General features: G+C 69.5%; 23 protein-coding genes. 11 read left to right on the top strand and 12 right to left on the bottom strand.

From position 1 onward, the window contains the following. Window positions 1-56 precede the first annotated feature (56 nt). The gene (locus HALOF300_RS01400) at window positions 57-641 is read right to left on the bottom strand and encodes a class I SAM-dependent methyltransferase (RefSeq protein WP_197522216.1); all 585 of its coding nucleotides are present in this window, start codon (window positions 639-641) and stop codon (window positions 57-59) included. 121 nt (window positions 642-762) lie between these two features. Here HALOF300_RS01400 and HALOF300_RS01405 point away from each other — a divergent pair, with 121 nt between their 5' ends. Next, window positions 763-1,278, top strand: coding sequence for a DinB family protein (locus HALOF300_RS01405; RefSeq protein WP_156738869.1), 516 nt, complete (start codon window positions 763-765; stop codon window positions 1,276-1,278). A 147-nt stretch (window positions 1,279-1,425) separates the two neighbouring features. Next, window positions 1,426-2,268, top strand: a complete 843-nt coding sequence (locus HALOF300_RS01410; RefSeq protein ID WP_156738870.1) for a phosphotransferase enzyme family protein — start codon at window positions 1,426-1,428, stop codon at window positions 2,266-2,268. A gap of 164 nt (window positions 2,269-2,432) precedes the next feature. Here the strand turns inward: HALOF300_RS01410 and HALOF300_RS01415 are convergent, their stop codons facing one another. Beyond that, window positions 2,433-3,299, bottom strand: a complete 867-nt coding sequence (locus tag HALOF300_RS01415; protein WP_156738871.1) for an AAA family ATPase — start codon at window positions 3,297-3,299, stop codon at window positions 2,433-2,435. 230 nt (window positions 3,300-3,529) lie between these two features. Here HALOF300_RS01415 and HALOF300_RS01420 point away from each other — a divergent pair, with 230 nt between their 5' ends. Beyond that, the gene (locus tag HALOF300_RS01420) at window positions 3,530-4,033 is read left to right on the top strand and encodes a GNAT family N-acetyltransferase (RefSeq protein WP_197522217.1); all 504 of its coding nucleotides are present in this window, start codon (window positions 3,530-3,532) and stop codon (window positions 4,031-4,033) included. A 54-nt stretch (window positions 4,034-4,087) separates the two neighbouring features. Here HALOF300_RS01420 and HALOF300_RS01425 read toward each other — a convergent pair whose 3' ends face one another. Beyond that, window positions 4,088-4,936 carry an alpha/beta hydrolase gene (locus HALOF300_RS01425; protein ID WP_156738873.1) on the bottom strand — a complete coding sequence of 283 codons (849 nt, stop codon included), beginning with the start codon at window positions 4,934-4,936 and terminating at the stop codon, window positions 4,088-4,090. A gap of 6 nt (window positions 4,937-4,942) precedes the next feature. After that, on the bottom strand, window positions 4,943-5,575 hold the full coding sequence (locus HALOF300_RS01430) for a DUF402 domain-containing protein (protein WP_156738874.1): 633 nt from the start codon (window positions 5,573-5,575) through the stop codon (window positions 4,943-4,945). 53 nt (window positions 5,576-5,628) lie between these two features. On the opposite strand from HALOF300_RS01430, the gene HALOF300_RS01435 reads away from it, so the two are divergent. Beyond that, window positions 5,629-6,357 carry a nucleotidyltransferase domain-containing protein gene (locus HALOF300_RS01435; RefSeq protein WP_156738875.1) on the top strand — a complete coding sequence of 243 codons (729 nt, stop codon included), beginning with the start codon at window positions 5,629-5,631 and terminating at the stop codon, window positions 6,355-6,357. A 19-nt stretch (window positions 6,358-6,376) separates the two neighbouring features. Here HALOF300_RS01435 and HALOF300_RS01440 read toward each other — a convergent pair whose 3' ends face one another. Continuing rightward, on the bottom strand, window positions 6,377-7,315 hold the full coding sequence (locus HALOF300_RS01440) for an SDR family oxidoreductase (protein ID WP_156738876.1): 939 nt from the start codon (window positions 7,313-7,315) through the stop codon (window positions 6,377-6,379). Between the two features lie 132 nt (window positions 7,316-7,447). Here HALOF300_RS01440 and HALOF300_RS01445 point away from each other — a divergent pair, with 132 nt between their 5' ends. Next, entirely contained in the window at window positions 7,448-8,287 is an 840-nt protein-coding gene (locus HALOF300_RS01445) for a helix-turn-helix transcriptional regulator (protein WP_197522218.1), read from the top strand. Between the two features lie 9 nt (window positions 8,288-8,296). On the opposite strand, the gene HALOF300_RS01450 is transcribed toward HALOF300_RS01445, so the two are convergent. Then, a complete protein-coding gene (locus HALOF300_RS01450; protein WP_156738878.1) occupies window positions 8,297-8,839 on the bottom strand; it encodes a P-loop NTPase family protein in 543 nt (180 codons plus the stop codon). A 126-nt stretch (window positions 8,840-8,965) separates the two neighbouring features. On the opposite strand from HALOF300_RS01450, the gene HALOF300_RS01455 reads away from it, so the two are divergent. Continuing rightward, window positions 8,966-9,607 carry a dihydrofolate reductase family protein gene (locus tag HALOF300_RS01455; RefSeq protein WP_156738879.1) on the top strand — a complete coding sequence of 214 codons (642 nt, stop codon included), beginning with the start codon at window positions 8,966-8,968 and terminating at the stop codon, window positions 9,605-9,607. Here the strand turns inward: HALOF300_RS01455 and HALOF300_RS01460 are convergent. Beyond that, entirely contained in the window at window positions 9,604-10,092 is a 489-nt protein-coding gene (locus tag HALOF300_RS01460; protein WP_197522219.1) for a phosphotransferase, read from the bottom strand. The two genes, HALOF300_RS01455 and HALOF300_RS01460, sit on opposite strands and share 4 nt — an antisense overlap. 413 nt (window positions 10,093-10,505) lie before the next feature. On the opposite strand from HALOF300_RS01460, the gene HALOF300_RS01465 reads away from it, so the two are divergent. Then, the gene (locus tag HALOF300_RS01465; RefSeq protein ID WP_197522220.1) at window positions 10,506-11,129 is read left to right on the top strand and encodes a histidine phosphatase family protein; all 624 of its coding nucleotides are present in this window, start codon (window positions 10,506-10,508) and stop codon (window positions 11,127-11,129) included. 36 nt (window positions 11,130-11,165) lie between these two features. On the opposite strand, the gene HALOF300_RS01470 is transcribed toward HALOF300_RS01465, so the two are convergent. Further along, window positions 11,166-11,351 carry a hypothetical protein gene (locus HALOF300_RS01470; protein ID WP_156738882.1) on the bottom strand — a complete coding sequence of 62 codons (186 nt, stop codon included), beginning with the start codon at window positions 11,349-11,351 and terminating at the stop codon, window positions 11,166-11,168. A gap of 160 nt (window positions 11,352-11,511) precedes the next feature. Between HALOF300_RS01470 and HALOF300_RS01475 the strand changes: the two genes are divergently transcribed. Next, the gene (locus HALOF300_RS01475; RefSeq protein ID WP_156738883.1) at window positions 11,512-12,741 is read left to right on the top strand and encodes a nucleotide disphospho-sugar-binding domain-containing protein; all 1,230 of its coding nucleotides are present in this window, start codon (window positions 11,512-11,514) and stop codon (window positions 12,739-12,741) included. Here the strand turns inward: HALOF300_RS01475 and HALOF300_RS01480 are convergent. From HALOF300_RS01480 to HALOF300_RS01495, 4 genes are read right to left on the bottom strand one after another with little or no spacing between them, the layout of a single operon-like run. Continuing rightward, window positions 12,734-13,498 (bottom strand): ABC transporter permease, encoded by a 765-nt coding sequence (locus HALOF300_RS01480; protein WP_156738884.1) that lies wholly within the window; start codon window positions 13,496-13,498, stop codon window positions 12,734-12,736. The two genes, HALOF300_RS01475 and HALOF300_RS01480, sit on opposite strands and share 8 nt — an antisense overlap. Beyond that, complete coding sequence (locus tag HALOF300_RS01485; RefSeq protein WP_156738885.1) at window positions 13,495-14,325, bottom strand: ABC transporter ATP-binding protein; 831 nt, start codon at window positions 14,323-14,325, stop codon at window positions 13,495-13,497. The genes HALOF300_RS01480 and HALOF300_RS01485 overlap by 4 nt, the downstream gene beginning before the upstream one ends. A gap of 2 nt (window positions 14,326-14,327) precedes the next feature. Beyond that, window positions 14,328-14,696, bottom strand: coding sequence for a DUF1048 domain-containing protein (locus tag HALOF300_RS01490; RefSeq protein ID WP_154796384.1), 369 nt, complete (start codon window positions 14,694-14,696; stop codon window positions 14,328-14,330). A gap of 2 nt (window positions 14,697-14,698) precedes the next feature. Beyond that, window positions 14,699-15,049 carry a PadR family transcriptional regulator gene (locus tag HALOF300_RS01495; protein WP_156738886.1) on the bottom strand — a complete coding sequence of 117 codons (351 nt, stop codon included), beginning with the start codon at window positions 15,047-15,049 and terminating at the stop codon, window positions 14,699-14,701. A 146-nt stretch (window positions 15,050-15,195) separates the two neighbouring features. On the opposite strand from HALOF300_RS01495, the gene HALOF300_RS01500 reads away from it, so the two are divergent. The 3 genes from HALOF300_RS01500 (at window position 15,196) to HALOF300_RS01510 (ending at window position 24,365) form a co-directional block, all read left to right on the top strand. Continuing rightward, a complete protein-coding gene (locus HALOF300_RS01500; protein WP_156738887.1) occupies window positions 15,196-15,846 on the top strand; it encodes an ATP-binding protein in 651 nt (216 codons plus the stop codon). Window positions 15,847-15,903: 57 nt separating this feature from the next. Further along, the gene (locus HALOF300_RS01505) at window positions 15,904-16,893 is read left to right on the top strand and encodes an AraC family transcriptional regulator (protein WP_156738888.1); all 990 of its coding nucleotides are present in this window, start codon (window positions 15,904-15,906) and stop codon (window positions 16,891-16,893) included. 179 nt (window positions 16,894-17,072) lie between these two features. Continuing rightward, window positions 17,073-24,365 carry a DUF5979 domain-containing protein gene (locus HALOF300_RS01510; RefSeq protein ID WP_197522221.1) on the top strand — a complete coding sequence of 2,431 codons (7,293 nt, stop codon included), beginning with the start codon at window positions 17,073-17,075 and terminating at the stop codon, window positions 24,363-24,365. Window positions 24,366-24,500 lie beyond the last annotated feature (135 nt).

A 24,500-nucleotide genomic window follows, 5' to 3' on the forward strand; every position in this document is an offset into this window, starting at 1 on the left:
TGCCGTTCGCGGTGACCGGGACGTAGTGCCGACAGGCTCCGGATCCGGGTCAAGACTCACCAGGGTGCCACCCACGATGCCGTGTAGCGCCAGAAAAGGCGGCGCCGCATCCGAACACCCGGTAGCACCTGGCTGGCGACGGCGCGGATGTCATCGAACGACTCAGTCGCCTCGACCGTGGGTGCACGCATGCTCGCGGGAGGCTGCGCGGCGCGCGTGGGGTGACGGATCAAGCCGACGAGGGGGTTGAGCGCGAGAGACGTCAGGGATCGCAACCTGTCGGCTGGACTCTCCCTCGCGACTCCCACGATGAGGATCCTCCCGCCGGGTCGCAGTGCCGTTCGGGCCTGGCGAAGTGTTGCTCCGAGCGGCATGTGATGGAGCGATGCGACGAACAGGATCAGGTCGTACTGCTGGTGTGACTCTTCGCCGAATCGGCGCTGAACGATCCGAACGGTGTTCGAGTCGCGGAATCTGCGGGCGGCGATCGCGCGAGTCTCGGCGTCAGGTTCGACTCCGACCACGTTGGGAAACACTCCGGCGAGACGCTCCACCATGTTGCCGGTGCCGCATCCCACGTCCACGGCGGTGGTACCGCGTCGGCTGCGAGCAGCGCGCGCATGCTTCAGCACGAAGCCCACGAATGCGTCGTTGTGCGACCAGGGATGAGCTGCGTTGAAGTCGTTGAGGGCAGTCAGCAGTCGCATCGCAACAGGGTAGGGAACCCAGCCCGCGGACCCGCGGCCCTGTAATCATGGCATCATGGCCGACGTCGACGAGGTGAAGTCCGCGCTGCATGACGAGCTGCGGTGGGCGCGGGAGGCGATGGTCGGAAAACTGGAGGGTCTGAGCGAGTACGACGTGCGTCGCCCGATGACTGGGACGGGCACCAACCTCCTTGGGTTGATCAAGCACCTGTCGATGGGCGAGTCGAAGTACCTGGGGGAGGTCTTCGGCCGGCCGTTCCCGGAGCACCTGCCGTGGTGGGACGCGGATGCCGAGCCAGATGTGGACAAGTGGGCAACCGCCGAGGAGTCTCGCGCGCAGATCGTGCGGCGCTATGAGCGCGTGTGCGCTCATGCGGACGCGACCATCGATTCGCTTGAGCTTGATTCGCCGGGTCACGTGGCGTGGTGGCCACGACCGCAGGTGAAACTGGTCAATGTCGTGGCCCATGTTCTGTCGGAGACGAACCGTCATGCCGGGCACGCCGACATCCTGCGAGAGCAACTCGACGGCGTCACGGGCGATTGCCGGCGCTCGTCCGTCGCTGCATGATGCCGAGTGGTGGCGAGCCCACGTCGCCACTGTCGAGGCCGCAGCACGGAAGGCGAGTTCAACCGCGGCGGTTGCCGACTGACAGTGGAAGCAGGGAGATCGGCAAGTCCGCTCACGGTCACGGTCGGACTCTCCTAGATTGACCGCATGCCTCTCGAGCGGACTCAGCAGCAGGCGGTCGACCGGTGGTTCCCTGGTGCCGAAGTCGTTGCGGATATGAGTTGGGGCCTGGTGGACACGGTCGTCCTGCACCTGAAGACCCAGGCCGGTGACGTGGTGGTCAAGGCGGGCGGACCGGGCAACCGCCACATCGGCCGCGAGATCAGCGGGCACCGCGACTGGACCGGGCCGTGGCTGGACGGCGGCCACGTCAACCGCCTCCTGCGCGCCGACCATGACCGCAATCTCCTGGCCCTCAGCTATCTTCCTGGCACGCTGGTCCAGGGCACTCCCGCTGCAGGTGACCCGAAGACGTACCGGCAAGCAGGCGAGCTGCTCGCGGCCTTCCATGGGCAAGCCTCGACGGTGAGCGAGGACTACGAGGCCGGGATGGACGCCCAGGCGCTCCGCTGGCTCGACGGGGAGCATCGCATCGGCGCCGATACCGAGCGCGACTTGCGGAGCATCATCGCCACTCACGAACATGCGCCCGCCGTACTCGTGCCGACACATGGCGACTGGCAGCCACGCAACTGGCTGGTGGACGACGAAGGGCGCGTCCGCGTCATCGACCTCGGGCGAGCGGCGTGGCGCCCAGCCCTGACTGACCTTGGCAGACTCGCACGACAGGAGTGGGAGGGGCGGCCAGATCTTGAGGCTGCCTTCCTGGACGGCTATGGCAGCGACCCCAGGGAGCAAGGGGCGTGGCAACGCACTCTCGTTCGTGAGGCCATCGGCACGGCCGCCTGGGCCTACCAGGTGGGCGACGAGCCCTTCGAGCAGCAGGGGCACCGCATGATCCAGCAGTGTCTCGAGGTCACCAACGCCTGAACGATGCAGGCCGAGCGTGCAGGCACGGACCTGTCGCATGCTCTCTCGATGCCGTCCGCCTCCCACCAATGGGGATCTCCGTCGAATAGGGCATCCCAAGACGGTAGTTATCGGGTTGCCCATCGAGGCACCCTGACTACAGGTCCTGCGGGGTGCGTCAGGCCTTACGTCAGGTGCCCGGAGTCCCGAAGACGACGGAGTGTTTCGGCAACTGCCCGGTCAAAAGCCTGCTCGGCACCGTAGGTCCGCAGCAGGGCGAACGTGTTGTGGACAAGGTCTTCGACCTCGTCAGCGAGCTGCTGCACATCGGGTTCTCCGTGCTTGGCGACCTTCGCGCCGTGCCGTTCGAGGTGCGCGACTGCGGAAGCGACCTCGCCGAGGTCCTCAGTCAAGCGAGCCAGGATCCGCAACGGGTCGTCGCCATCGGGAAACGCTGCTGCGCATCCCTCGGCGATCCTCAGATAGTCCGCCCCCGTGGTCCTGACGCACGCCGAGCGTGACTGGACACGGCCCTCGGCGTTGTCGATCCCGGCTATGACGTCGTCGAGTTCAACGGGACCGGAGGTGGTCACCAGAATGGTCGGGCAAAGGCCTAATGGTCGGGCCTGTTCGGCCCACACGTCCCAAGCGCCGGCGAGTCGTTCATGGTCGCCGTGTAGGGCGTGCCGCTGACGGCTCGCGTAGCGCGCACGTGCGAGTTCGACGGACGCGTCGCACCAGACCTCGACGACCTTGTCGGCCCCGACCCGCTCCAGCCCGGCACGGACATGGTCGGTGTCGCGCGGTGCGAACCACCACGACTCGACGATGACTGCGCCCGGGATCGCCGAGGCGAGTGCCCAGGCCATCTCCATGGCCGCAGCCCCCAGGTGTGAGCCCGTGACGCCCTCGAGCCCGACGGCGTCGGCGACTGTCTCCTTGATCGTGTCCTTAGAGATCACGACGGCGCCCAGTTCGTTTCCGAGTTGGTGCGCCAGGGTCGTCTTCCCTGCGCCCGGAAGTCCGTTCACGAGGATCAACAGACGTGTCACGGTTCAGCACGGTAAGGGAGCGCGGCGTCGATGTCGACGCCGCAGCGGGACGAGCATGGACCTACGCAGACGCCGTGCGGTACGCCGCGTCCGAATCGGGACTCGGCGTCGGATCGGTCCACCACCAGGCCACGTCGCATTTCGAAGGAATGCTGTTGCTCGCCCGGCGCCATAGGGGCTAGCGTCCGCAACCATCTCGTTGTGAGAGAAGGGCCGACTCCTTGCGTGTCTTGACGACGACCCATCAAGAACTGACGCTCACCCCGCTGGCGGCATCCGACGCCGAGGCTGTGCATGAATTGCTCCAAGCCAACCGCGAGCACCTGATGCGATGGAGCGACTACTCCGGAGAACTCGATACATCGGTGCAGCAGTGGCGTGATGAACTCGGCGACGGGAGCGATCTCGACTTCGGGCTCAGACTCGACGGCACTCTTGCGGGCCGGGTGCGTCTCATCGACCACCACCCCCGGTACGGGTTGGGCTACTGGGTGGCCCAGGCGCACACGGGCAGGGGGTTGGCGGCTGCGGGAGTGCGGGCAGTGATCGTCCATGCGCGCGACGCGTTGGGCGGCAGCGACATCCTCGCCGGCGTCTCGCTGGGCAACGCCGCGAGCGCGCGGGTGCTGCGGCGCAATGAGTTCAGGTCAGTCGCGGTGTTCGATACCTACGAGCGCTTCCACCTGCCGCTCAACGACCTCGGACTGAGCTCCGTCGCCGCGGCACGGCTTTGAAGGTCGAGACCGTTCGTGCGATCGCGACCGGTTCAGTCGGCCGGGGGTCGGACCCTAATTGCGCCAGACCCAGCGCAGCGCGTCCGGGAGGAGCACGCCGCCGTGATTCGGGTTGTGCCCGCCGTCGCCGACGACCAGGCGGTGGTCATAGCCTGCCTCGTCCAAGGCCGCTGAGACCCGGAGGTTCTCGGCGTACCAGTTTCGGTGCTTCTGGTGGTGCCCGAGGTCGTACCGCGCGGCGTGCATGAAGACGCGCAGCGGCTTCCGTGGCGCGTTCGAGATGAGATCGGGGTAGGGGTTGCCACCCGGCATCTGAGCGAAACTCGACAGGTAGGCGATCACCCGGCGGAACCGGTCCGGTCGGTTCCACGCTGTGGTGAGCGCGCAGTTGCCACCGCTACTGCCGCCGCAGAGGCCCCACCCGTCGGGCCCGTCGATGATGCGGACATGCTGGCGGACGAGCGGTGCGATCTCCTCGATCAGGAACGTCGCGTAGCGATCATCGAACGCGTCGTACTCGACGTTCCGATTCCTGCGAAGTCGGGGATCGGCGACGTCGGCCCGGAGCCCTGGGTCGACGAAGACACCGACGGTCGGTCGGATGGCTCCGGCACTGGTGAGGTTGTCCAGGACGATGCCGGCCCGGACCTGGCCGGCGGGGTCGAGGTACCACCAGCCGTCCTGGAAGAACATCACCGCCGACGGCTCGGTCGCCGTGCATGCCGCGGGGATGTGAATCCACACCGACCGGACGGTGCCCGGGTAGACGTCGCTGGAACGATGCGTGAGTTCGATCGTGCGTCCGGGCAGGACTGCGGGTCGAGGGACCGAGTCGGGCCCGTGCTCGTACACGAGCCCGTCGACATCATCCGGCAGCGAGGAGTACGGCACGGCGCTGGTCATCGCGAGCTACAACGACGCGCAGCCGGGCGGGAGCGTCGGCAGTTGCCACGACGGGTCGGGACGCCACGTCTCCCATGCCTCCGTGAAGGGCTCGACGCCCCGTTCAGCGCCGGCAGCCACACGGGTACCCGTGTCACGCACGATCTTGGCAAGGTCGGGTTCGATGATGCCGGCCGCGCATGCCGTCTCGAACTCGGCCTCGTCCTTCCAACTCCACGACCGCCGGTCCGGCGTCACGATGACGTCGAGGATCAGATCCTCCAGATCGAACCCGAACGGCGAGCGCCGCAGCGGCGTATGCAGGTTGACGTACCAGTGGTCCAGCGATCGGTCCGTGCCGGCGTCGGTCCAGGATGCGCGCACCGAATGCCAGCCACCCTGCGGCCAGACGAACACCGGGCCACCCCACGAGTTCCAGGACACCTCGGTCAATCGGTCCACCCGTTCGGTCTTCACGGGTTGACCGTCGACATCTCCGGGCAGCAACAGCGGGCTGCCGAGGGGGATCCACGTGACCAGGCGCTCAGGTGAGTGTTCGACCACGACCGCTGTCGACACTGCGCGCACCAGGCCGCCTCGGACGTCCCGCAACACCACCGAATCGCCTGGTGCGAAGCTCTCTGTCTCCTCGACCCGCATCCCAGCACCGTAGCCCGGACGGCGCTAGTTGCTCGCTCCATTACGGTCAGCAGATGAGTGTCCCGATCTCGGAGCCGTGGCGCGCGCAGGCCGACGCGATCAGCGACCTGCTCACCGCGCAGCTGACCTCTGTGGTTGGGGTCTACCTGCACGGGTCTGCTGCATTGGGCGGCTTCGGTCCGACCTCGGACCTCGACGTGCTGGTCGTTGTCCGCGATGAACCTGAGGCCGACTGGGACTCGGTGGGAGGTGCGCTGCTGCGGGCGGCCGAGGGCGGACGTGCACTCGAACTCTCAGTGGTGCGGTCGAGCGAGGCTGCGGCGCCGGCGCCGCCATGGCCGTTCGTGCTCCATGTGAACAGCGGTGCGCACCGCTACGTCCTCGGTGGAGACGGCGGTGACCCGGACCTGATCGCTCACTACGCCGTCGTGCGCGCCGCCGGTCTGCCGCTCTACGGGCCCGACCCCTCTGCCGTCGTGGGTGGCATCGAACGCGACGTCCTCATCGGCTACCTCACCGGGGAGTTGGAGTGGGGGCGCGACGAAGCGGATCAGCGGTACGCGATGCTCAACGCGTGCCGTGCGGTCGCGTACGCGGATCACGGGGCGCTGCTGTCCAAGATCGACGGCGGGCGGTGGTGGCTCGAGCGGTTCGGCCCGGCTCCCCTCGTGACCTCGGCCCTGGAGGCGCAGGCGGCCGGCGCGGACCTCGGGCCGTGCTCGGCGAGCGCTCGCGCGTTCGTCGGGGCGGCGATCGCGCGACTCGACTCACGCCGGTCGTGAAGGGCTCGAGCCCTCGGCCTCACTCGTAGGCGACTCCGGTCAGTTGCTCCGAGACCGTCCAGATGCGTGACGCGTTCTCGGTGCTGTGCAGCGGCGCCCAGAGCTTCTGCGGACCGGGGGGACCACCGACGTTCCCGGGCCACTGGGGTCCGTAGAGCGCGCCGTCCTTGGCGTCGGGCGAGGTCGCGGCCATCATGGCGGGCAGCTTCGCGCTGTCCACGGTGCCCACGATGAGACCTCGGGCGGAAAGCCAACGGATCATCCGGACGCTGGTGGTGTCCTCGGTCCGACCCACCTCCGACCGTGCTGCGAGCAGGCTGGTCGGGGCGACACCGGGATGAGAGATGTTGCTCGTGACGCCCCAGCCGGCGGCGCCGCTGCGACGACCGAGCTCGAGTCCGAACAGCCCGAACGCGATCTTGGACTGCCGGTAGGCACGCATGCCGTCGTACTCACGTTCCCAGTTCAGGTCGTCCCAGTTGATCGCGCCGCTGCGCGCGGCCACGCTCACCTGCGAGGTGACCCGTGCGCGGCCGGCCTTGAGCAGCGGCAGGAGCCGGCCGGTGAGAGCGAAATGGCCCAGGTGGTTCGTGCCGAACTGCAGCTCGAACCCGTCGGCGGTCCTCTGCCGGTCGGGCGGGGTCATGACGCCCGCGTTGTTGATGAGGAAGTGGATCGGAGCCCCATCGGCGCACAACTTCTCGCCGAGAGCTGCGACGGACGAGAGCGAGGACAGATCAAGCTCCTCCAGCGAGAGCTTCGCCTCGGGATGTTGCTCGCGGATCCTCGCCACCGCCGCCGCACCCTTGTGTGGGTTCCGGACCGGCATGACCACGTCGGCGCCCGCGGCTGCGAGCCTGGTTGCGATGCCGAGCCCGACGCCGTCGCTTGCGCCGGTGACCACCGCTCGCCTTCCGGAGAGGGTGGGGACGGAGATGTCGAACTGCCTGCGTGGCATGGTGTTACTCCTACGTCGTCTGGTGTCTGCACCGGTTCCGGGTGCTGACCAACAGACTTCCCTGAGTCGAGGACGTTAGCCACGGCCTGATGATCCGTGGCTGAGCGATCCGATGCGGGGGAGGATGCTCACATGATCGATCGAGCCGGGCTGGCCGAGTTCCTTCGCCGTCGCCGGGAGGCGTTGCAGCCGGAGGATGTCGGGCTTCCCCGTGGGCAGCGCCGCCGGACCAGCGGACTGCGACGGGAGGAGGTCGCGGCGCTCAGCCACATGTCGACGGACTACTACTCGCGCCTGGAGCGGGAGCGCGGCCCGCAGCCCTCGCAGCAGATGATCGCCTCGATCGCCCAGGGCCTGCACCTCTCCCGCCACGAGCGCGACCACCTCTTCCGGCTCGCCGGGCACGAGCCGCCTTCGCACGGTTCGGGAAGCGACCACGTCAGCCCAGGGATGCTCCGGATCTTCGACCGGCTCACCGACACCCCGGCCGAGATCGTCACCGAACTCGGTGAGACACTCCGGCAGACTCCGCTCGGGGTCGCGCTCGTCGGGGACCTGACTCGCTACACCGGGCCGTCGCGCAGCATCGGGTACCGATGGTTCACCGACCCGGCGGCCCGCGAGCTGCACCCGCCCGAGGACCACGAGTTCTACTCGCGGATGTATGCCTCAGGGCTGCGGGGGGTGCTGACCCTGCGTGGCCCCGACTCGAAGGCCGCCCAACTCGCCGAGCTGCTCACCGCGAAGAGCGAGGAGTTCCGCAAGGTGTGGCAGGAGCACGAGGTCGGCATCAGGCCGCGAGCCATCAAGCGATACCAGCACCCCGCCGTCGGGCATATGGAACTGAACTGTCAGATCATGCTGGACCCCGAGCAGGCGCATACCCTGCTCGTCTACACGGCGGTGCCGGGGAGCGAGAGCTACGAGAAGCTGCGGCTGCTGGACGTGGTCGGTGCGCCGTCGTCGGCGTGAGTGTGCACGTCATGGGCCAGCGTCTGGATCTTCGAATGGCCACCCAGCATCGACGAGCACCATGTCCAGCGCGGACCGGAGCGAGACCGTGGCGCCGAGACTCGTCTCGTCGAGACCGTGGACCGGATCCGCCGCTCGGTACCAGGAGCGGACGGAGTCCTCGGTGACCTCGGCCGCCAGTGGCTTGGTGCGGTGGCGGCGCAGCGTCTCATCCAGGTCGAGGTCGTAGCGGTAGCAGCGGGTCACGCCCCGGTGATCCGCACGCAGGCTGGTCAGCATCGGGCCGTAGCTTTCGGAGTGCAGGATCCCCTCGATGACCACATGCAAGCCGTGGTCGAGGGCGAACCGTGCGGACAGGTCGAGGTAGGGCACGCTCAGCGCGCCCGGGTGGTCACGGACGTGGAGGATCTGCCGCCGCAGTACGTCGTGCCCCACGATCGCGATGCCGCGCGGGCGAGCGTCGCGGATCGCCTGGGCCAGATGGGACTTCCCGCTGCTGGAGTTGCCCCGGATCACAATGAGTCGAGAGTCCGTCGATCCCGTCCGGGCCATGCGTTGAACCTTCCGACGGTGCGCGTGGGCCTCTGACCGTACCCGGGCCGATGAGTTTCGCCGTCGCCGCGGGTCGGACGTGTCGGAACCTATTCAGCGGGAGCCACGAATCGAGGAGTACCCGAAATGTCTCTCACCCGGATCCACAATATGTCGATCTCCCTCGACGGCTTCGCCACCGGCGAGCCACAGTCCGCCGATGCCCCGTTCGGCCATGCTGGCGAGCGGCTGCACGAGTGGATGTTCGCGACCCGGTTCTGGGGCGCCGGCGGAACCGAAGGCGTCGACGACGCCTTCGCCGCGCGCCACAATATCGGCTGCGGCGCCGAGATCATGGGCGCCAACAAGTTCGGTCCGCCCGGCTGGCAGGACGACTCGGACTGGAAGGGCTGGTGGGGCCCGAACCCGCCGTTCCACACGCCGACCTTCGTGCTCACCCACCACCCGCGGCCACCCATCGAGATGGCAGGCGGCACCACCTTCCACTTCCTCCAGGCCAGTCCGGCCGAAGCACTGGCCACCGCCGCCGAGGCAGCCGGAGGCTTGGACGTTCGCATCGGCGGCGGCGCCACCGTCGTCCGGGACTTCGTCGCAGCCGGGCTCGTCGACCACATGCACCTGGTCCAGGTCCCCATCGTGCTCGGCCGAGGTGTCCGCGTCTGGGATGGGCTGGAGGCCCTTGAGGACAGTTACGACATCGAGGCGGTCTCATCCCCGAGCGGGGTCACGCATCTGACCTTCACGCGCAGGGTCGGAGACGGCGCCTAACGGCCGGTTCGCCCGAGCACCAGTTCGGTCAGCGAAGGATCGACCGGCCGCTGCTGGCCGAGCGCCCAGTGCACGCGGCTCGCGTGGGTCAGTGTGAGGGCGATCTCGTACCCCCGGCGGATCGATCCGGTGGCGAAGGCATTCTCGATTCCGGTCAGGTAGTCGTCGAGCAGCCAGACACCGGTGCTGAGCGTCAGGGCGGAGAGATCGGCCCCGACGGGTCCGATTCCGAACGTGGCCCAGTCGACAGCCACAGTGGTGTCGGGGTCCGCCGCGCGCAGGTTCCCCGTCGAGTAGTCGCCGTGCACCACGGTGGACGGCAGCGTGGCGAGTTCGGCGAGGAGCTCCTCGCGGTGTTCCCACAGGTCCGCCAGCCGAGGGTCGGCGTCAACGTCCTCCCAGCTGAGATCGGTGGCGGCGATCCGCTGGGCGAGTTGGTTCTGGGCGAGCCAGGGCGCGTTCGGGACCGGCCGGAAGCGTGCCACCGGCGTAGGCGAGCGCCTCGCGACGCCAGTACGCCCAGTGGTCGGTGCTCCGGGAAGCGAGCGCGTGCCGACCGCTGGTGAGGGGCTGGAGGGCCTTGCGGACGACGCGATGGGTGCTCACGGTTCCGGCCGCGTCTCGGATCCGTGGTGCGAGCCGCTCCACCGCAGCGGTCGCGGCACCGGTGCTGCCGGTCAGTGGGGTCCGCACCTGGTCCACGAGTTCCGATCCGCCGCCTCCCAGGACAGCGATCACGGTCGGCGGTACTGCGTTCGCCCTCGAGGAACTCGTCATCCGGGCAGAGTATGAGCATCGGCGACGCGGACCGAAGAGATTTCCCGAGCGGCCGTCCCACACCGCTCCGAAGTGCTCGGAGCGGTCGACACCCGTAGCGAGGGCACGGAAGGCTGTGGCCGTGAGCATCTATGTGGTGACGCACCCGCAGGCGACACATCACGTCGACGGACTGGTCGGCGGGTGGTTCGACTCCGACCTGACCGAGCTGGGTCGGCGGCACGCCGAGGCGATCGCCGCCGTGCTCTCGCAAGAGATCGCCGGGGAGTCCGTCGACCTCGTGTGCTCCGACCTGCGCCGCGCGAGCCGGACTGCGCGGATCATCGCAGTCAGGGTCGGCACCGAACCGAGGCCTGATGCCGACCTCCGTGAGAAGTCCTACGGGGAGGCGGAGGGCCGTCCGCAGTCCTGGCTGCGTGAGCGTCAGATCCCACTGCCGCCCGTCGGGGACCGACTGCGGCACGACGAAGGCGTCGCGGGCGCCGAGACACGATGGCAACTGGCCGAGCGGGCGTACGCGGCCATGCACAGGATCGAGACCTCGAGCGCAGCCAACACGATCGTCGTCACCCATGGCGGGGCCGCGACCCTGCTGCTGGCCGCGTGGATCGGCATGCCGATCGAGGCCTCGGGTCAGGTCCAGTTCGGCCTGACCTCGGGCGGAATCACGAAGCTCCACCTCGACGCGCGAAACCACAGCCACGTCATCGCCTACCTGAACCGGACCACCCACCTCACGGCGTAGCGTCGGCACGCGTTGTCCGGCGCACTGCGTCGGGCATCAGAGTTCGACGATCTGGACGCCCTCGTCCGGTGACGGCTCCTCCATCAGCACGGCGAGGTGCTCGTTGCCCTCGGCGGTCGTCGGGTGCGCGTACGCCTGGCCCGCCCGCGTCCGCGCAAGGGCTCGGGCCGAGGCGACCTCCGCCGGGGTGGTGAGCTTGTGCAGAACGACTCGGGCTCCCACGCGGCGCGCGCGCTCCACCGGCCAGCCCGTAGAGCAGGTGAACCCGCGGAATCGTCACTCGGTCACGCTAGCCGCATCGCGCCGAACGCCCGACGGCGGAGCCCAGGTGGGCTCGTCGGTCCCGTCCTCCTTCGGTACAGGTCGTAGGCTCGAGAGTGACATGGCGACCGTCATCTTCTGCCCGATCACGTTCAACCTCGCTGAGGTGACCCGGATGATCGAGGTTGCCCGTGCGCTGGACCCGCGGCACACGCCCGTCTTCATGGGCTACGAGACCGACTTCGCCGACCTCATCACCGACGCCGGTTTCGACTACCGGGCCAGCGAGCCCGCCTTCACGCGGGCCGAGCGTGATCAGGCCCTGCGCTTCGACCAGGGCCGCACGCTGCGCTCTCCCTTCAGCTACGGCCTCGTGTCCGAGCGAGTGCGCGCCGAACGCGAGCTCATCCGCGCGACGGGAGCGGCCGCGGTCGTCATCGGGACGAACCCGACCTCGATGATCTCCGCACGCGCCGAGCGGGTGCCGCTGCTCTACCCGGTGCCGTTCGCGCTGACCCGGCCGCAGGTGGAGCAGACTCGGCGGCTCGGGCTCGTGCGGGGGACCGGTCGGTCCGCGCGGGCGAGGGACGCGGTCGCGTCGACGCTGTTGCGGTGGGCCTACAACCACGCCCCGCTGGCGCCGCGGGCGTTCACGCGCGTTGCCCGCGAGAACGGGGTTGCGCCGCTGCGCAACGTGGTGTCCCTGATCGAGGCCGACCTGAACCTGCTCACGGTGATGCCGGCCGAGCTCGACGGGTACACGCTGCCGCCCGGCTACGAGCGGGTCGGTCCGATCTTCGCCCGTCTGGACACGCCGCTGCCCGATGTGGTGGAACGGCTCGCGGCTGCCGCCGAACCGCTGGTCTACCTGGGACTCGGCTCCTCGGCGAACCGTGAGCTCGCGCTCGCCGCCGCGCGCCGGCTGGGGTCGCTGCCGGTCAACGTGATCGCCCCCATCAAGCACTACGTCGCCGATGGCGACCGGCTGCCGGCCAACGTGCACGTGACCGGTCTGATCCCCGCGCACCGGCTCGGCGGACTCGTCGACGCGGCGGTGCTCCACGGCGGGCAGGGCACCGTCCAGACCGCCTGCTCGGCCGGGATCCCGTTCGTCGGCATGGGACTACAGCCGGAGCAGGTCTGGAACGTGGACGTCTGCGTCCGCCAGGGCAATGCCCTCTCCCTGGCTCCGAAACAGGCGGACACCGCGGAGCTCGCTCGCGCGGTGACCCGGCTGCTCGAAGAGCCCGCGTTCCGGGAGGCGGCCGAACGTGTCCGGTTGGCGTTCGCCGACGAGGACGGTGCCCGCGCGTGTGCACGGGTCATCGACCGGACGGTCGGCGTCAGCTGATCCTGCGCCGGTACCTGGCGATCGCGAGGGCGTAGGCGACGACGAGGATGCCGACGAGCCAGGCGAGGGCGATCCAGATGTCAGTGCCGACCGGCTCCTGCGCGAACAGGGCGCGCAGGCTGTTCACGATGGAGGTCACCGGCTGGTTCTCGGCGAACCACGCGACGGGGCCCGGCATCGACTCGGTGGGCACGAACGCCGAACTGATGAAGGGCAGGAAGATCAGCGGGTAGCTGAACGCGCTCGCGCCGTCGACGGTCTTCGCCGACAGCCCGGCGACCACGGCGAGCCAGGTCAGGGCGAGGGTGAACATGATCAGGATGCCGATCACGGCGAGCCAGGCCGCCACAGACGCTCCGGTGCGGAAGCCCATGATCAGCGCGACGCCGATGACGATCGCGACCGAGACCAGGTTCGCGACCAGGGAGGTGAGCACGTGTGCCCAGAGCACGCTGGATCTCGCGATCGGCATGGACTGGAAGCGCTCGAAGATGCCGTCCGACATGTCCAGGAACAGCCGGTACGCGGTGTACGCGATGCCGGACGCGATCGTGATGAGCAGGATGCCGGGGAGCATGTAGTCGATGTAGGACTGGTCGGACCCGGTCTCGATCGCACCGCCCAGGACGTACACGAACAGCAGCATCAGCGCGATCGGTGTGATGGCGGTGGTGATGATCGTGTCCGGGCTGCGGAGGATGTGGCGCAGCGAGCGGCCGGTGAGGACGCCGGTGTCGCCGAGGACGTGCGCGGTCATCGGGGTTCCTTTCCTGCTGGGGCGGTGTCGGCGGTCCGATCTGAGGCGTCGCCGGCTGTGGTGGCACTGTCTGCCTCGCCGGTGTCGCCGACGAGTGCGAGGAACACGTCCTCGAGGGAGGGCTGCTTCTGCACGTACTCGACCTCGGCCGCCGGCAGGAGTTGCTTGAGCTCGGCCAGGGTGCCGTTCTGGATGATCGTGCCCTTGTGCAGGATCGCGATCCGGTCGGCGAGCTGCTCGGCCTCGTCGAGGTACTGCGTCGTCAGCAGTACCGTCGTGCCGCCGTCGGCCAACTGCTTGATCGTCTGCCACACCTCGATCCGTGCCTGCGGGTCGAGCCCGGTCGTCGGCTCGTCGAGGAAGATGATCGGCGGGTCGCCGATCAGGCTCATCGCGATGTCGAGCCGGCGGCGCATGCCGCCGGAGTAGGTGGCCGCCGCACGACTGCCCGCGTCGGTGAGCGAGAACCGGGCGAGCAACTCGTCGGCGATCGCACCCGGGTTGCTCAGGTGCCGCAGCCTGGCGATCAAGACCAGGTTCTCCCGGCCGGTGAGCACACCGTCGACCGCAGCGAACTGGCCGGTCAGGCTGATCGAGGCGCGCACCTCCCCGGACCTCTCGGCGACGTCGAGCCCGTTGACCGTCGCGGCGCCCGCATCGGCCTTCAGCAGTGTCGACAGGATCCGCACGAGGGTGGTCTTGCCTGCGCCGTTGGAGCCGAGCAGCGCGAAGATGCTGCCCGCCTTCACGTCGAAATCGACGCCCCGCAGCACGTGCAGGTCCTTGAACGACTTCTGGATGCCCTGCACCCTGATGGCTGATTCCATGGTCAACCCTGTTCCTTTCGCTCGGCGTCCTCGATCGCCTTCGTCAGGCGCGAACGCTCCTTGTCGATCCACCGCTGACCGGCGTATGACTGCGCGAAGGTCTCGGCGAACTCGACCGGGTCGTCACCGACGATCTCCCGCACCGGCGTCCCGTCGACGGCGGCGCGCTCCCACAGGTCCGCCAGGTCGCCGAACATCGTCATGAGGGTGTCGCCGTCGGTGACGCCCCCGTAGTACATGAAGTAGCGGTGCATCGCCTTCGCTGCGGTTGCGTACGGTTCGGGGAGCGCCTCGATCCGGGCCTTGTCCTGCTTGTACTGCTTCTTCTGCTCGAGCGACCCCGTGAGGGCCTCGATCCATTTGGCGACCATGATCATTCTCCTTCTGGGTGTGGTTGTTCGGTCTGGTGGTGGAGCGCTTCGATCCGTTCTGCGAGGAAGTTCCAGGTCCTCCAGAACTCCTCGAGGTATTCGCTGCCCTGCGCGTTCAGCGAGTAGACCTTGCGTGGCGGGCCCTTCTCGGACGGGACCTTCACCACGTCGACGAGGCCGCGCTGCTCGAGCCGGACCAGCAGTGCGTAGACGGTGCCCTCGACGATGTCGGAGAAGCCCTGCTCCCGCAGTCGCGCCGTGATCTCGTATCCGTACGCCGGCTGCGCGGCCAGGATTCCGAGGACGATGCCCTCGAGCGTGCCCTTCAGCATCTCGGTCATCTGTCTGCCCATGACGTTCCTCCCTTCGCTACTCAGTGGTGCTGACTACCGGTAGATAGTAGCACTCAGTAGCGGCTGCGCAAGGGGCAGATAGGGTCGGGTTCCACAGTCGCCGAACGGCCCGGTGGCGTGGGTACGAGTCACCGAAAGGGGTCCGCATGAACGAACGCCCGGAGCAGTGGAAGGTCACGACGCACGACTGGTCGGTCGCCGTCGACCGCGCCCACCTGGCCACGATCCGGGCGAACGCCCGGACCTACCTTGCGGGTGGCCCGCAGCACTGCGTGCTGGAGGTGCTCGCCTATGCGGACGAGGAGGCGCAGGCCCTCGGCCGCGCCGGAGCTGCGGTGATCACCCGCCACCGGGACGGGTCGGTCTCCGTGGCCGACGACGGACGTGGCACCGACACCCGCCGGGACGACCGCGGCCGGGTGATCCGCAAGCCCGTCATGGCGACCGAGGACGTCCGGTTCTTCGACGCGGCGGAGCCGCCGCTCCTGCCCGACGGACTGCCCCGTCGCGGCATGTCCACCGTCGCGGCCCTGAGCCGGTGGCTCGAGCACACGAACCGTCGCAGCGCGGGGTCCTGGACCCAGCGCTACCACAACGGCATCCCGTCGAGCGACCTGGTCGAGCTGCCGCCCGAGGCCGGCACGGGGACCACCGTGCGCTTCCTGCTGGACCCGAGGCTGGGCGCGCTGGTCGGTCTTGACGCCGAACTGCTCCGTGGCTACGCACACCTCACCGTGGAGTTCCGGGATGAGCCCGGTGCGGTGGACGGGGGACCGGCGGCCGCTGGCCCGGTGTGAGCGGGGTCATACCCGATCCTGCCCACCGGCGGGTGACGGATCGGTAGCGTCCCTCGCATGTGCGCTTGGGCAGGGCGTGCCGTGCCGTCGTGCACGGCCGACATCGTCGAGGTCGGTGCCGCGGTCCGCTGGTACGAGACCTGCCACTGCAGGGGCACCGACCCCTGCCCGGACTGGCTGAACGTCTCCATGCGTGCGCTGCATCCGATGGACGGGTGGGCCGTCGAGATGCACGAGCCCGACGGCGCGGAGGTGGCCGGGCGGCATCTGCGCGGCTATCGCTCGGCGCAGCTGCTCGTCGCCCGGTACTCCGGCGATCCGGTCACTCTCACCATGTACCCGACGAAGGGTCCGCACCGACAGGTCGCCATGACGGTCTACCTCGCCGAGGGTAGCGCGCGGGTGGTCGGTGATGGTGGGGCTGCGGACCTGCACCCCGGGGATCTCGTGGTGGTACCTCCGGACGGCTTCTGCGCGATCCACTTCAACGAGGTCAGCAGCGTCCTGTTGATCGGACTTCCGCACCCGGAGCCGGACCTCGTCCGTCCGGGTCTGCATCGGCTGGTGCCGCTGGCGGACGCCGGCCGCGCCCTGGCCGATGCCCTCGTCGAACCACCGGTGCAGCCCTTCGACGTCGTTGCCGCCGGTTGGGCCGAGGGTGCACTGCGCGAGCTCGTGATGGGTGTCATGGCGGTCGACGCCGCGCCCGCCGACCGTCGCGCCGAGGTGCGTGCCCGGGCTCGGGCTCACGTCGACGTCCACTTCGCCGATCCGACCCTGAGTGCGCCGGATGTCGCGCTTGGACTAGGGATGAGCGTCAGGTCGCTGCACGAGGCGTTCGCTGGGTCCGATGAGACCGTGGCGCGGATCATCCGGGCGCGACGGGTGATAGGCGCAAAGGCGCTGCTCGCCGCCCGGCCGAACCTGAACCTCGCGGGAGTCGCCCGTCGCAGCGGGTTCGGCGGCCCGGACCAGTTCCGGCGCGTCTTCCGCGCCGAGGTCGGCTGCCTGCCCGGCGAGTACCGCGCCGGGACGCTCGCTCCCTAGCCGCGCGCCCGCGGCGGCGACTCTGCGCGCGCGGGTCGGCGACATTTCGCGCGGATCCGGCCGGTGCGCCGTTGTTCCGGCCGAGACTCGCCTTGGACCTGGTCCCTGTCGTGCCATCGCGCCGTGGGGCCCATCGGCAGGGGGCCCGCCTCGCGGGCATGAGCAGGAGCGAGATAATCATGCAGGGATACCGTTCGCGCGCCGTCATCAGGTGGCGTCTGCTCTGGGCCGCGGTGCTTGCCGTCGTGCTCGCCGCACCGCTGGCCGGCCTCGGCATGGGAGCCGCGCTCGCGGCCCCGGGGGATCCGCAGTACCTGACCGTAAACAAGACGGTCGCGCCGGAGGTGGTCTCCCCGGGCCAGACCTTCACGTACACGATCAGCGTGAACTGCTCCGAGGCGTCCTGCCTGGACGCCCAGCTCACGGACTCGTTGCCGCCCGAGCTGGCCGGCTACACCGTGCAGGACGTCGCGATCGCGCCGAACGAGAGTTCCATCCCGCGCGAGGTCACCTGGACGGTCGACGGGGCTGCGAGTTCCGTGGCGCCCGCCGAGGTCACCGCCGACACCCACCTTCGGGTGGACTTCACCGGCCCCGTCGTCAGCCCGGTCGGGACAGGGCTGGAGAACGGCCTGACCCTGTCCGTCACGATCACCCTGCAGGTGCCCACCACCGTCGGTCCGGGTGACCACGTCGTCACCAACACCGCGAACACCGAGGCCACGAACTCCAACCCGGACACCGACGACGCGACCGTGACGATCCGGGTGCCTGAGATCATCGACGTCGATGTCACGAAGGCGTGGAGCCCGTCCGAGCAGACCTTCCAGCCCGGGGCGCCCTCGACGATCGACCTGAGCATCACGAACACCTCGAACGGCCCGGTCGAGACCCTCGTGCTCACCGAGCCTGCCGCCGCTGTCGACGGCGCGGCCGCCCTCGACCCGAGCAACCCGTTCACCGTCACCGACTTCACCGGGTTCACCGGCGCGACCCTGCCCGCAGGCGCCGACGCCGTGCAGGTCGACGTCTATGTGCAGCAGCCGGATGGCACCTGGGCGTGGCAGCTCGGCACCCCGGCCGGCACCGCCGAACTGCCCGACGGCGTGGAGCCGGCCGATGTCGGTGGCGTCCGGCTGACCTATGTCGGAGTCGCCATCGAGGAGGCCGCGGTCGCCACGGTCGGGCTCGGGCTGGCCCAGCGCGCGACCGACCGCAACAGCGACGACGACCTGTCCACGGCCACGCACACGGTGACCAACGTGGTCGGCGCCGAGGCCGTCGTCGAAGGCCGGGACCCGGCAACCGACACGGCGAACGCCGACTACGTCGTGCGGCCCCTCCAGCTCGGTGTGAGCACCACGAAGGACATCAGCCCGAACCGGATCGCCGCGGGCGATGAGGCCACGGCCACGATCGGCGTCACGAACGAGTCCGCCGGCGGCGTCAACGAGCTGCGTGTCTCCGACCTCGGTTACTTCACGGACACGATCTCCTTCGCTGGCTTCGTCACCGCGCCCACCTGGCCGGCCGGTGCCACGTCCGCTCAGGTCATCTACCACCCGCTCGACGGCGGCGACCCCGAGACGATCACGTTCGCCGAGGGCGCCGTGCCGACGGGACCGAGTGGCCCGATCTCCGGGTTCGAGGTCGTCTTCTCCGCCGAGGCCGGCGGCATCGCCTCCGGCGCGACCAGCGTGTTCGACGTCCTCATCCAGACCACCGAGGACGCGGTCGCCGTGGGCGAGAGCCTCGCCACCACGAACACCGTCGACGCCCAGGTCGTCGCGCCGAACGGCCTCACCGAGACCGACTCCGACTCCTCGGTGCTGACCCTGGTCTACCCGGCGATCGACATCACCCTGGCGAAGTCCGTGCGGCCCTCGACCAGCGTGCAGCCCGGCGAGAGCGTCGTCACCGCACTCGAGGCGAACCTGACGACCACCTCGGACTACGTGACCGCGACCCGGATCGTGGTCGAGGACGCCGCCACCGGCGCCGACGGCGACTTCTGGGACGCGTTCGACCTCTCGTCCGTCGCACCGACGCAGGTGCCGGGCAACACCTCCCTGACCATCGAGGTACAGGACGCGAACGGGGGCTGGGTCGAGCTCCAGGTCTTGGCGGCCCAGGACGGACCGTTCCTCGCTTCGATGACGACCGCCGAGATCCAAGCCGCGCTGCCGGCCGGGACGGACATCACGGACCTGACCGGGATCCGGTTCACCTTCGACAACGCGACCGGCTTCGCGTCCGACACGACGGTGACGCCGTACTTCTCCGCGCAGGCACGGGACACACTGCGTTCCGGCGGGGACATCCCCGACCTCGCGACCGACTACGCGAACGTCGCGACGGCGGACGGTTCGGGTCGTACGGAGGTCGGCACCGAGATCTCCGACTCCGAGATCGGCGAGGGACTCGCGACCGTCGAGCCGGACCCTGGCACCGGACCCGTGGGGATCGAGAAGGCGTGGAACCTGGACTCGGTGCCCGCGCAGTCCAGTGAGCAACGCTCCACCGCCCTGTCCTGGTCCGTGGGCAGCGGCTACGAGACGGTCCAGATCAGCGACCCGACCAACCCCGCCGAGCCGGCCGACTCGGTGTTCGAGGCGTTCGACCTCGTGCGGGTCGAGGGCATCGGGGCCAGCAGTGCCCCCTACAGCAACGGCTGGCAGCTGCGCTACGACCTGATCACCGACGTCGAGCTGTACCGCGCCGGCGCCTGGGTGAGCGTTCCCGCGCCGGGCAGTGGCTGGATCCAGAACGGCGCGTTCGTCGGTCACACGCTCAGCGACGCCGAGCGCGCCGACGCCACCGGGGTCCGGTTGACCCTCACTGAGAACGGCCCCGCCCGGGCCGCGGCGGGCCAGGCCGGCCCGGCCTACGACCCATACGCCCCCGCCGTCGGCTCCGGGGTCGGCTTCGCCGGACCCGACCGCGTGTTCGTGATGGCCTGGCAGGTCCGCGACCAGATGCGCCCGGGTGGTGAGTGGGTCACCGGCGAGGCGACCTACAACACCCCCGACACCGGCGTCGTGAACAACACCGCTCTGCTGGCCGCCACGCCGGTCGGCGGCGGCACCGCGGCCACGGACACCGCCGACGACGCGATCGTCGTGGTCGACTACGGCCCGGGTGTGGCCGTGGCGAAGACGGCGACGCCCACCACGAACCTGTACGTGCCGGTCGCCGGCACCCCGGCGGGCAGTTACCCCGCGACGACGTTCACGATCACCGCGAACAGCGACTCGGTGGCGCGCGCCTCCTACGTGCGTGTCACGGACCCGCCCGCCTGCACCGACGCCGACGAGGTGTCCGTGTGTCAGAGCCCGGGCACCGCGGCCGGCGCCACGATGGACCCGTTCACGGCCGACGTCGACTGGCTCGGCGAAACCGGGATCGGCAACCCGTTCGACCGGTTCGACCTGACCGCGGTCCGCATCGGGGCCTCCCTGCCGGACCAGACCGACCTGTCCGCCAGCGTCGTCTGGCTGCTGCGCTACGACGGTGCCGACTACGCGAGCGAGCAGAGCACAGCCGCCGCGGTGAACGCGATGACTGCCGCGGACCTCGCGGACGTCGTCGGCATCTCGGTGACCTTCCAGGGCACCGATCCCGCCTCGACCGGTGGCACGATCACCGCAGCGAACCGGCTCACGGTGACCATGGACGCGCAGGCGCGCACCACCCTGCGCAGCACCGGGGCCGACCAGGTGGTCGCCGCCGGCGAACGGGTGGACGTGCCGAACCGTGTGTTCGCGCAGTCCTACGACCCGATCCTGGCCGACGGCGTCCGCACCGGCGACCAGGCCGTCGCCCCTGTGCAGCTCACCGGCGGTGACATCAACGTGGGTCCGACGAAGGCCGTCGCCCCGGCGGCCCTCACCGAACCCACGCGCGACACCCCGGTCACCGTGACCCTCGGCGCGAACCAGGGCGTGGACCCGGTCAGCACCCTCTCCCCGGCGCAGGTCACCGTGACCGATGACGTGACCACGTCGCCGGAGTTCTGGAGCGCCTTCGCCTTCACCGGGCTCGGCGACGTCGTCCCTCCGACCGGTGCCGACCGATTGCGCGTGGATGCCTATGGCCCGTTCGGGCCGGACGGCGAGAACACCTGGATCGAGGGCGAACCCGCCGCGGTCGAGGAGGCGGCCCTGCCGACCGGGGCCGACGCCCACGCGGCCGTGCAGGGGATCCGGTTCGTCTTCTCCCGGGCCGACGGCTCGTTCTTCTCCGATCAGCTCCCGGCACCGCAGTGGTCCGCGACCGCCGCGTTCACGGTCCAGCTGCGCGAGAACCACTACGGCACCGAGGATCCGGTGCTGTTGGAGGGCACCATCACGAACACGGTGACCGCCGTCAGCGACCGCCTGAACGGTGAGGCGTCCCCGGAACGGACCACCGACGCCGTCATCTCACTGTCGGCCGGTGTCCACCAGATCGCCGTCAACAAGCTGGCCAACGACGGCGTCCGGTTCGCCAGCCCGGGCGCGCTCGTGCCGTGGGACCTGACCTTCACCAACACCGGCACCGGCTACCTGACCGTCACCCAGCTCCGAGACGCGCTGCCCTCGTCCTTGCTGTACCTCGGCGACGAGCCGGTCTACACGCCGGACCCGGACGGCCTGCTCTCCGGTGACGTGAGCGTCACCCAGGACGGACACGAGCTGATCTTCACCTGGCCGGACGGCGGCAACCGGATGACGCCGGGTGAGACGTTCACGATCAGGCTGCTGCTCGAGCTCCAGCCCGGCCTGTCCGCCGGCCAGCGAGCCGAGAACACGATGACCGTGCAGACCGCCGAGGAGCTGGCCTCGTGCGCGAACATGATGGCGGGCGTGCCGATCACGGACGCCTGGGCGCAGGACGGCACCACCTGCGGCACCACGGACTACGTGTCCCCGGCGCCGGGGCCCAACCTCTTCACGGTCAAGGGCGTGCGCGGCGAGCTCGCCGGAGCGATCAACCCGCTCAACCCGAGCGCCGTGTGCAGCCAGAATCTGAGCGCCACCGGCGGGGACTACTTCCGTACCCCGTGCGCGGCGAACAGCATGATCGGCGGCACCGACGAATGGGTGCTGCGCACGCTCAACGCCGGCACCGTCACGGTCGAGGAGCTCACGATCTTCGAGCAGCTGCCGAACGTGGGCGACCAGCAGTTGATCTCGGGCTCGTCCCGCGGCTCCGTCTACCGTCCCGAGCTCCTCGACGACCTGCTGGTCACCGCACCGGAGGGAGCCACCACCACCGTGGAGGTCACCACCAGCGCCGGAGTCTGCGCGGGGACCTGGGCGAACCTGGCGAACCAGGACGTGTGCGAGCAGAACGGTGAGGAGTGGACCCCCGCCGCCGACGGCACCGACTGGGCCGCGGTCACCGGCCTACGGATCGTCGTGGACTTCTCGACCACGGCCGCCGGGGTGTTCAGCCCGGGTCAGTTCGTGGACGTCACCTACTCCTCGGTGAACGTGCCCGCCTCGGCGACCAACGCCGACGGCGCACCGTCGGACGTTCCCGCCGCGGACTCCTTCGCGTGGAACCAGTTCGGCGTGAAGTTCCTCAACACCGGTGCGAGCGGCTACAGCAAGGTCGCACCGTCCCGCGTCGGGGTGCATCTGATCTTCGGCGCCATCGAGATCGACAAGGTCGTCACCGGCCCGGCCGCGGCCTACGCCCCGGACGAGTTCACCGCGGACCTGCGTTGCACCGTCGAGGGTGTCGAACTCGGTCTCGGCGAGCACGAGGTCGTCGAACTGGGCGACGCCAACGGCTACACCCAGCGGGTCGACGGCATCCCGGTCGGCGCCGAGTGCACCGTCACCGAGACCGGCGCGCTGGGCAGCTTCGGTGAGACCAGCCGCACCGGCACCCCGGTGACGCTCGACGTGAGCGCACCAACCGCCGTCGGGCAGGACGTGCCCGCCGCGCAGATCGCCACGATCACGAACGACTACGCCTTCACCGGCCTGTCCGTGACGAAGCTGGTCGAGACCGAGGCGACCGAGGGCGACTTCGGGCCCTTCGAGTTCACCCTCACCTGTGAGAGTGCGCTCGGCACCCCGGTCACCTTCGCCCCCGGCGTCACCGAGGCGGCGTTCGCGCTGGCCGCCGGTGAGACCTACGTGGCCCCGGCGAACACGATCCCGGCCGGCGCGCTCTGCGTCGTCACCGAGGTCGGCAGCTCGCTCGCGGACGACATCGTCATTGTCGGCACCGGCGTCACCGACAACGGTGACGGCAGCGGCGCGGTCCAGGTCGGTGCCACGCCTGGTGAGGTCACGTTCACCAACGGCTACGACGCGGGCATCCTGCGCGTGGTCAAGGTGGTCGACGGCGACGGGGCGGACGCCTATGGCGCCGGACCGTTCACCTTCACGGCCGTGTGCACCTACGCAGGCGACCAGGTCCTGCTGGACACCGAGTTCCAGCTCGACGCGAACACCGACCGCACGTTCGGGACCTACCCGGCGGGCACGGAGTGCGTGGTCACCGAGACCGCGACCGGCGGCGCGAACGCGAGCGTCATCGACCCGGCCGGCGGCGTCACCACGATCACCGCGGGTGACGACGACGGCACGGGTGAGGTCGTGGTGACCGCCACAAACACGTTCCTGCTCGGCGCGCTCGAGATCGTCAAGGTCGTCGAGGGTGACGGGGCCGAGCTCTGGGGTGGCGGACCGTTCACCGCTCAGGCCACCTGCACGTGGGAGCGGGACGGTGAACGGGTCACGATGGACCTCCCGAACGATGGCATCGTGACCCTGAGTGCGGCGAACGGGTACTCGGCGACCGTCGAGAACCTGCTGGTCGGAAGCGAGTGCGTGGTCACCGAGACCGCCACCGGCGGCGCGACCAGTTCCACGATCGCCCCGGTGGATGGGCTCGTCACGATCCTCGACCCGGGCGATGGCGACGAGGCCGAGGTCGCCACGGTCACCCTGACCAACGTCTTCGACGGGACCTCCCTGGAGGTCGTCAAGGAGATCGAAGGCGACTGGGCCGCAAACGGCTCCGACGGCCGGTTCGAGGTGGCTCTGCAGTGCACCTGGATGGTCGACGGCGTCGCGACCGCGATCGAGGTTCCCGGCGGTTCGGTGCGGGTGCTGCAGGCACCCGACGCCCTGACCGCGACCTACGCCGACCTCCCGGTCGGCGCCGACTGTGAGCTCACCGAGACGGTGACCGGCGGTGCCGATGGCACCTCGATCACGGTCGCGGTCGAGGGCACCGAGACTGCTACGGCGCAGGGCGCCACCGCGGCGGTGCCGCTGGCGGGTACCACGGCGCCGGGGCAGGCATCGGTGACGGTCACGAACGTCTTCGACCCGATCCTGCCGGCGCCTGCGGATGAGCAGGGCCAGATCCCGGTCACCGGCTCCGACGCGGGCCTGCTTGCCGGGGCGGCGCTCCTACTGCTCGGAGCGGGCGCGTTCCTGGTGACGCGCCGTCGCCGCCAGATGCTCTGACGAAGGCCAGGTAGGGCCGCAGCGTCCCGTTCGGTTGCCCAAGGGCCGCCGAGCGGGGGCGCTGTGGGTTGTGCACGGGTGAGGCGTTCCGTGCGATGCCCTCTCGACGCATGCGGCCGATCCTGGTTGACTGCT

The organism is Occultella aeris, assembly GCF_902703175.1.
Classification (GTDB): domain Bacteria; phylum Actinomycetota; class Actinomycetes; order Actinomycetales; family Beutenbergiaceae; genus Occultella; species Occultella aeris.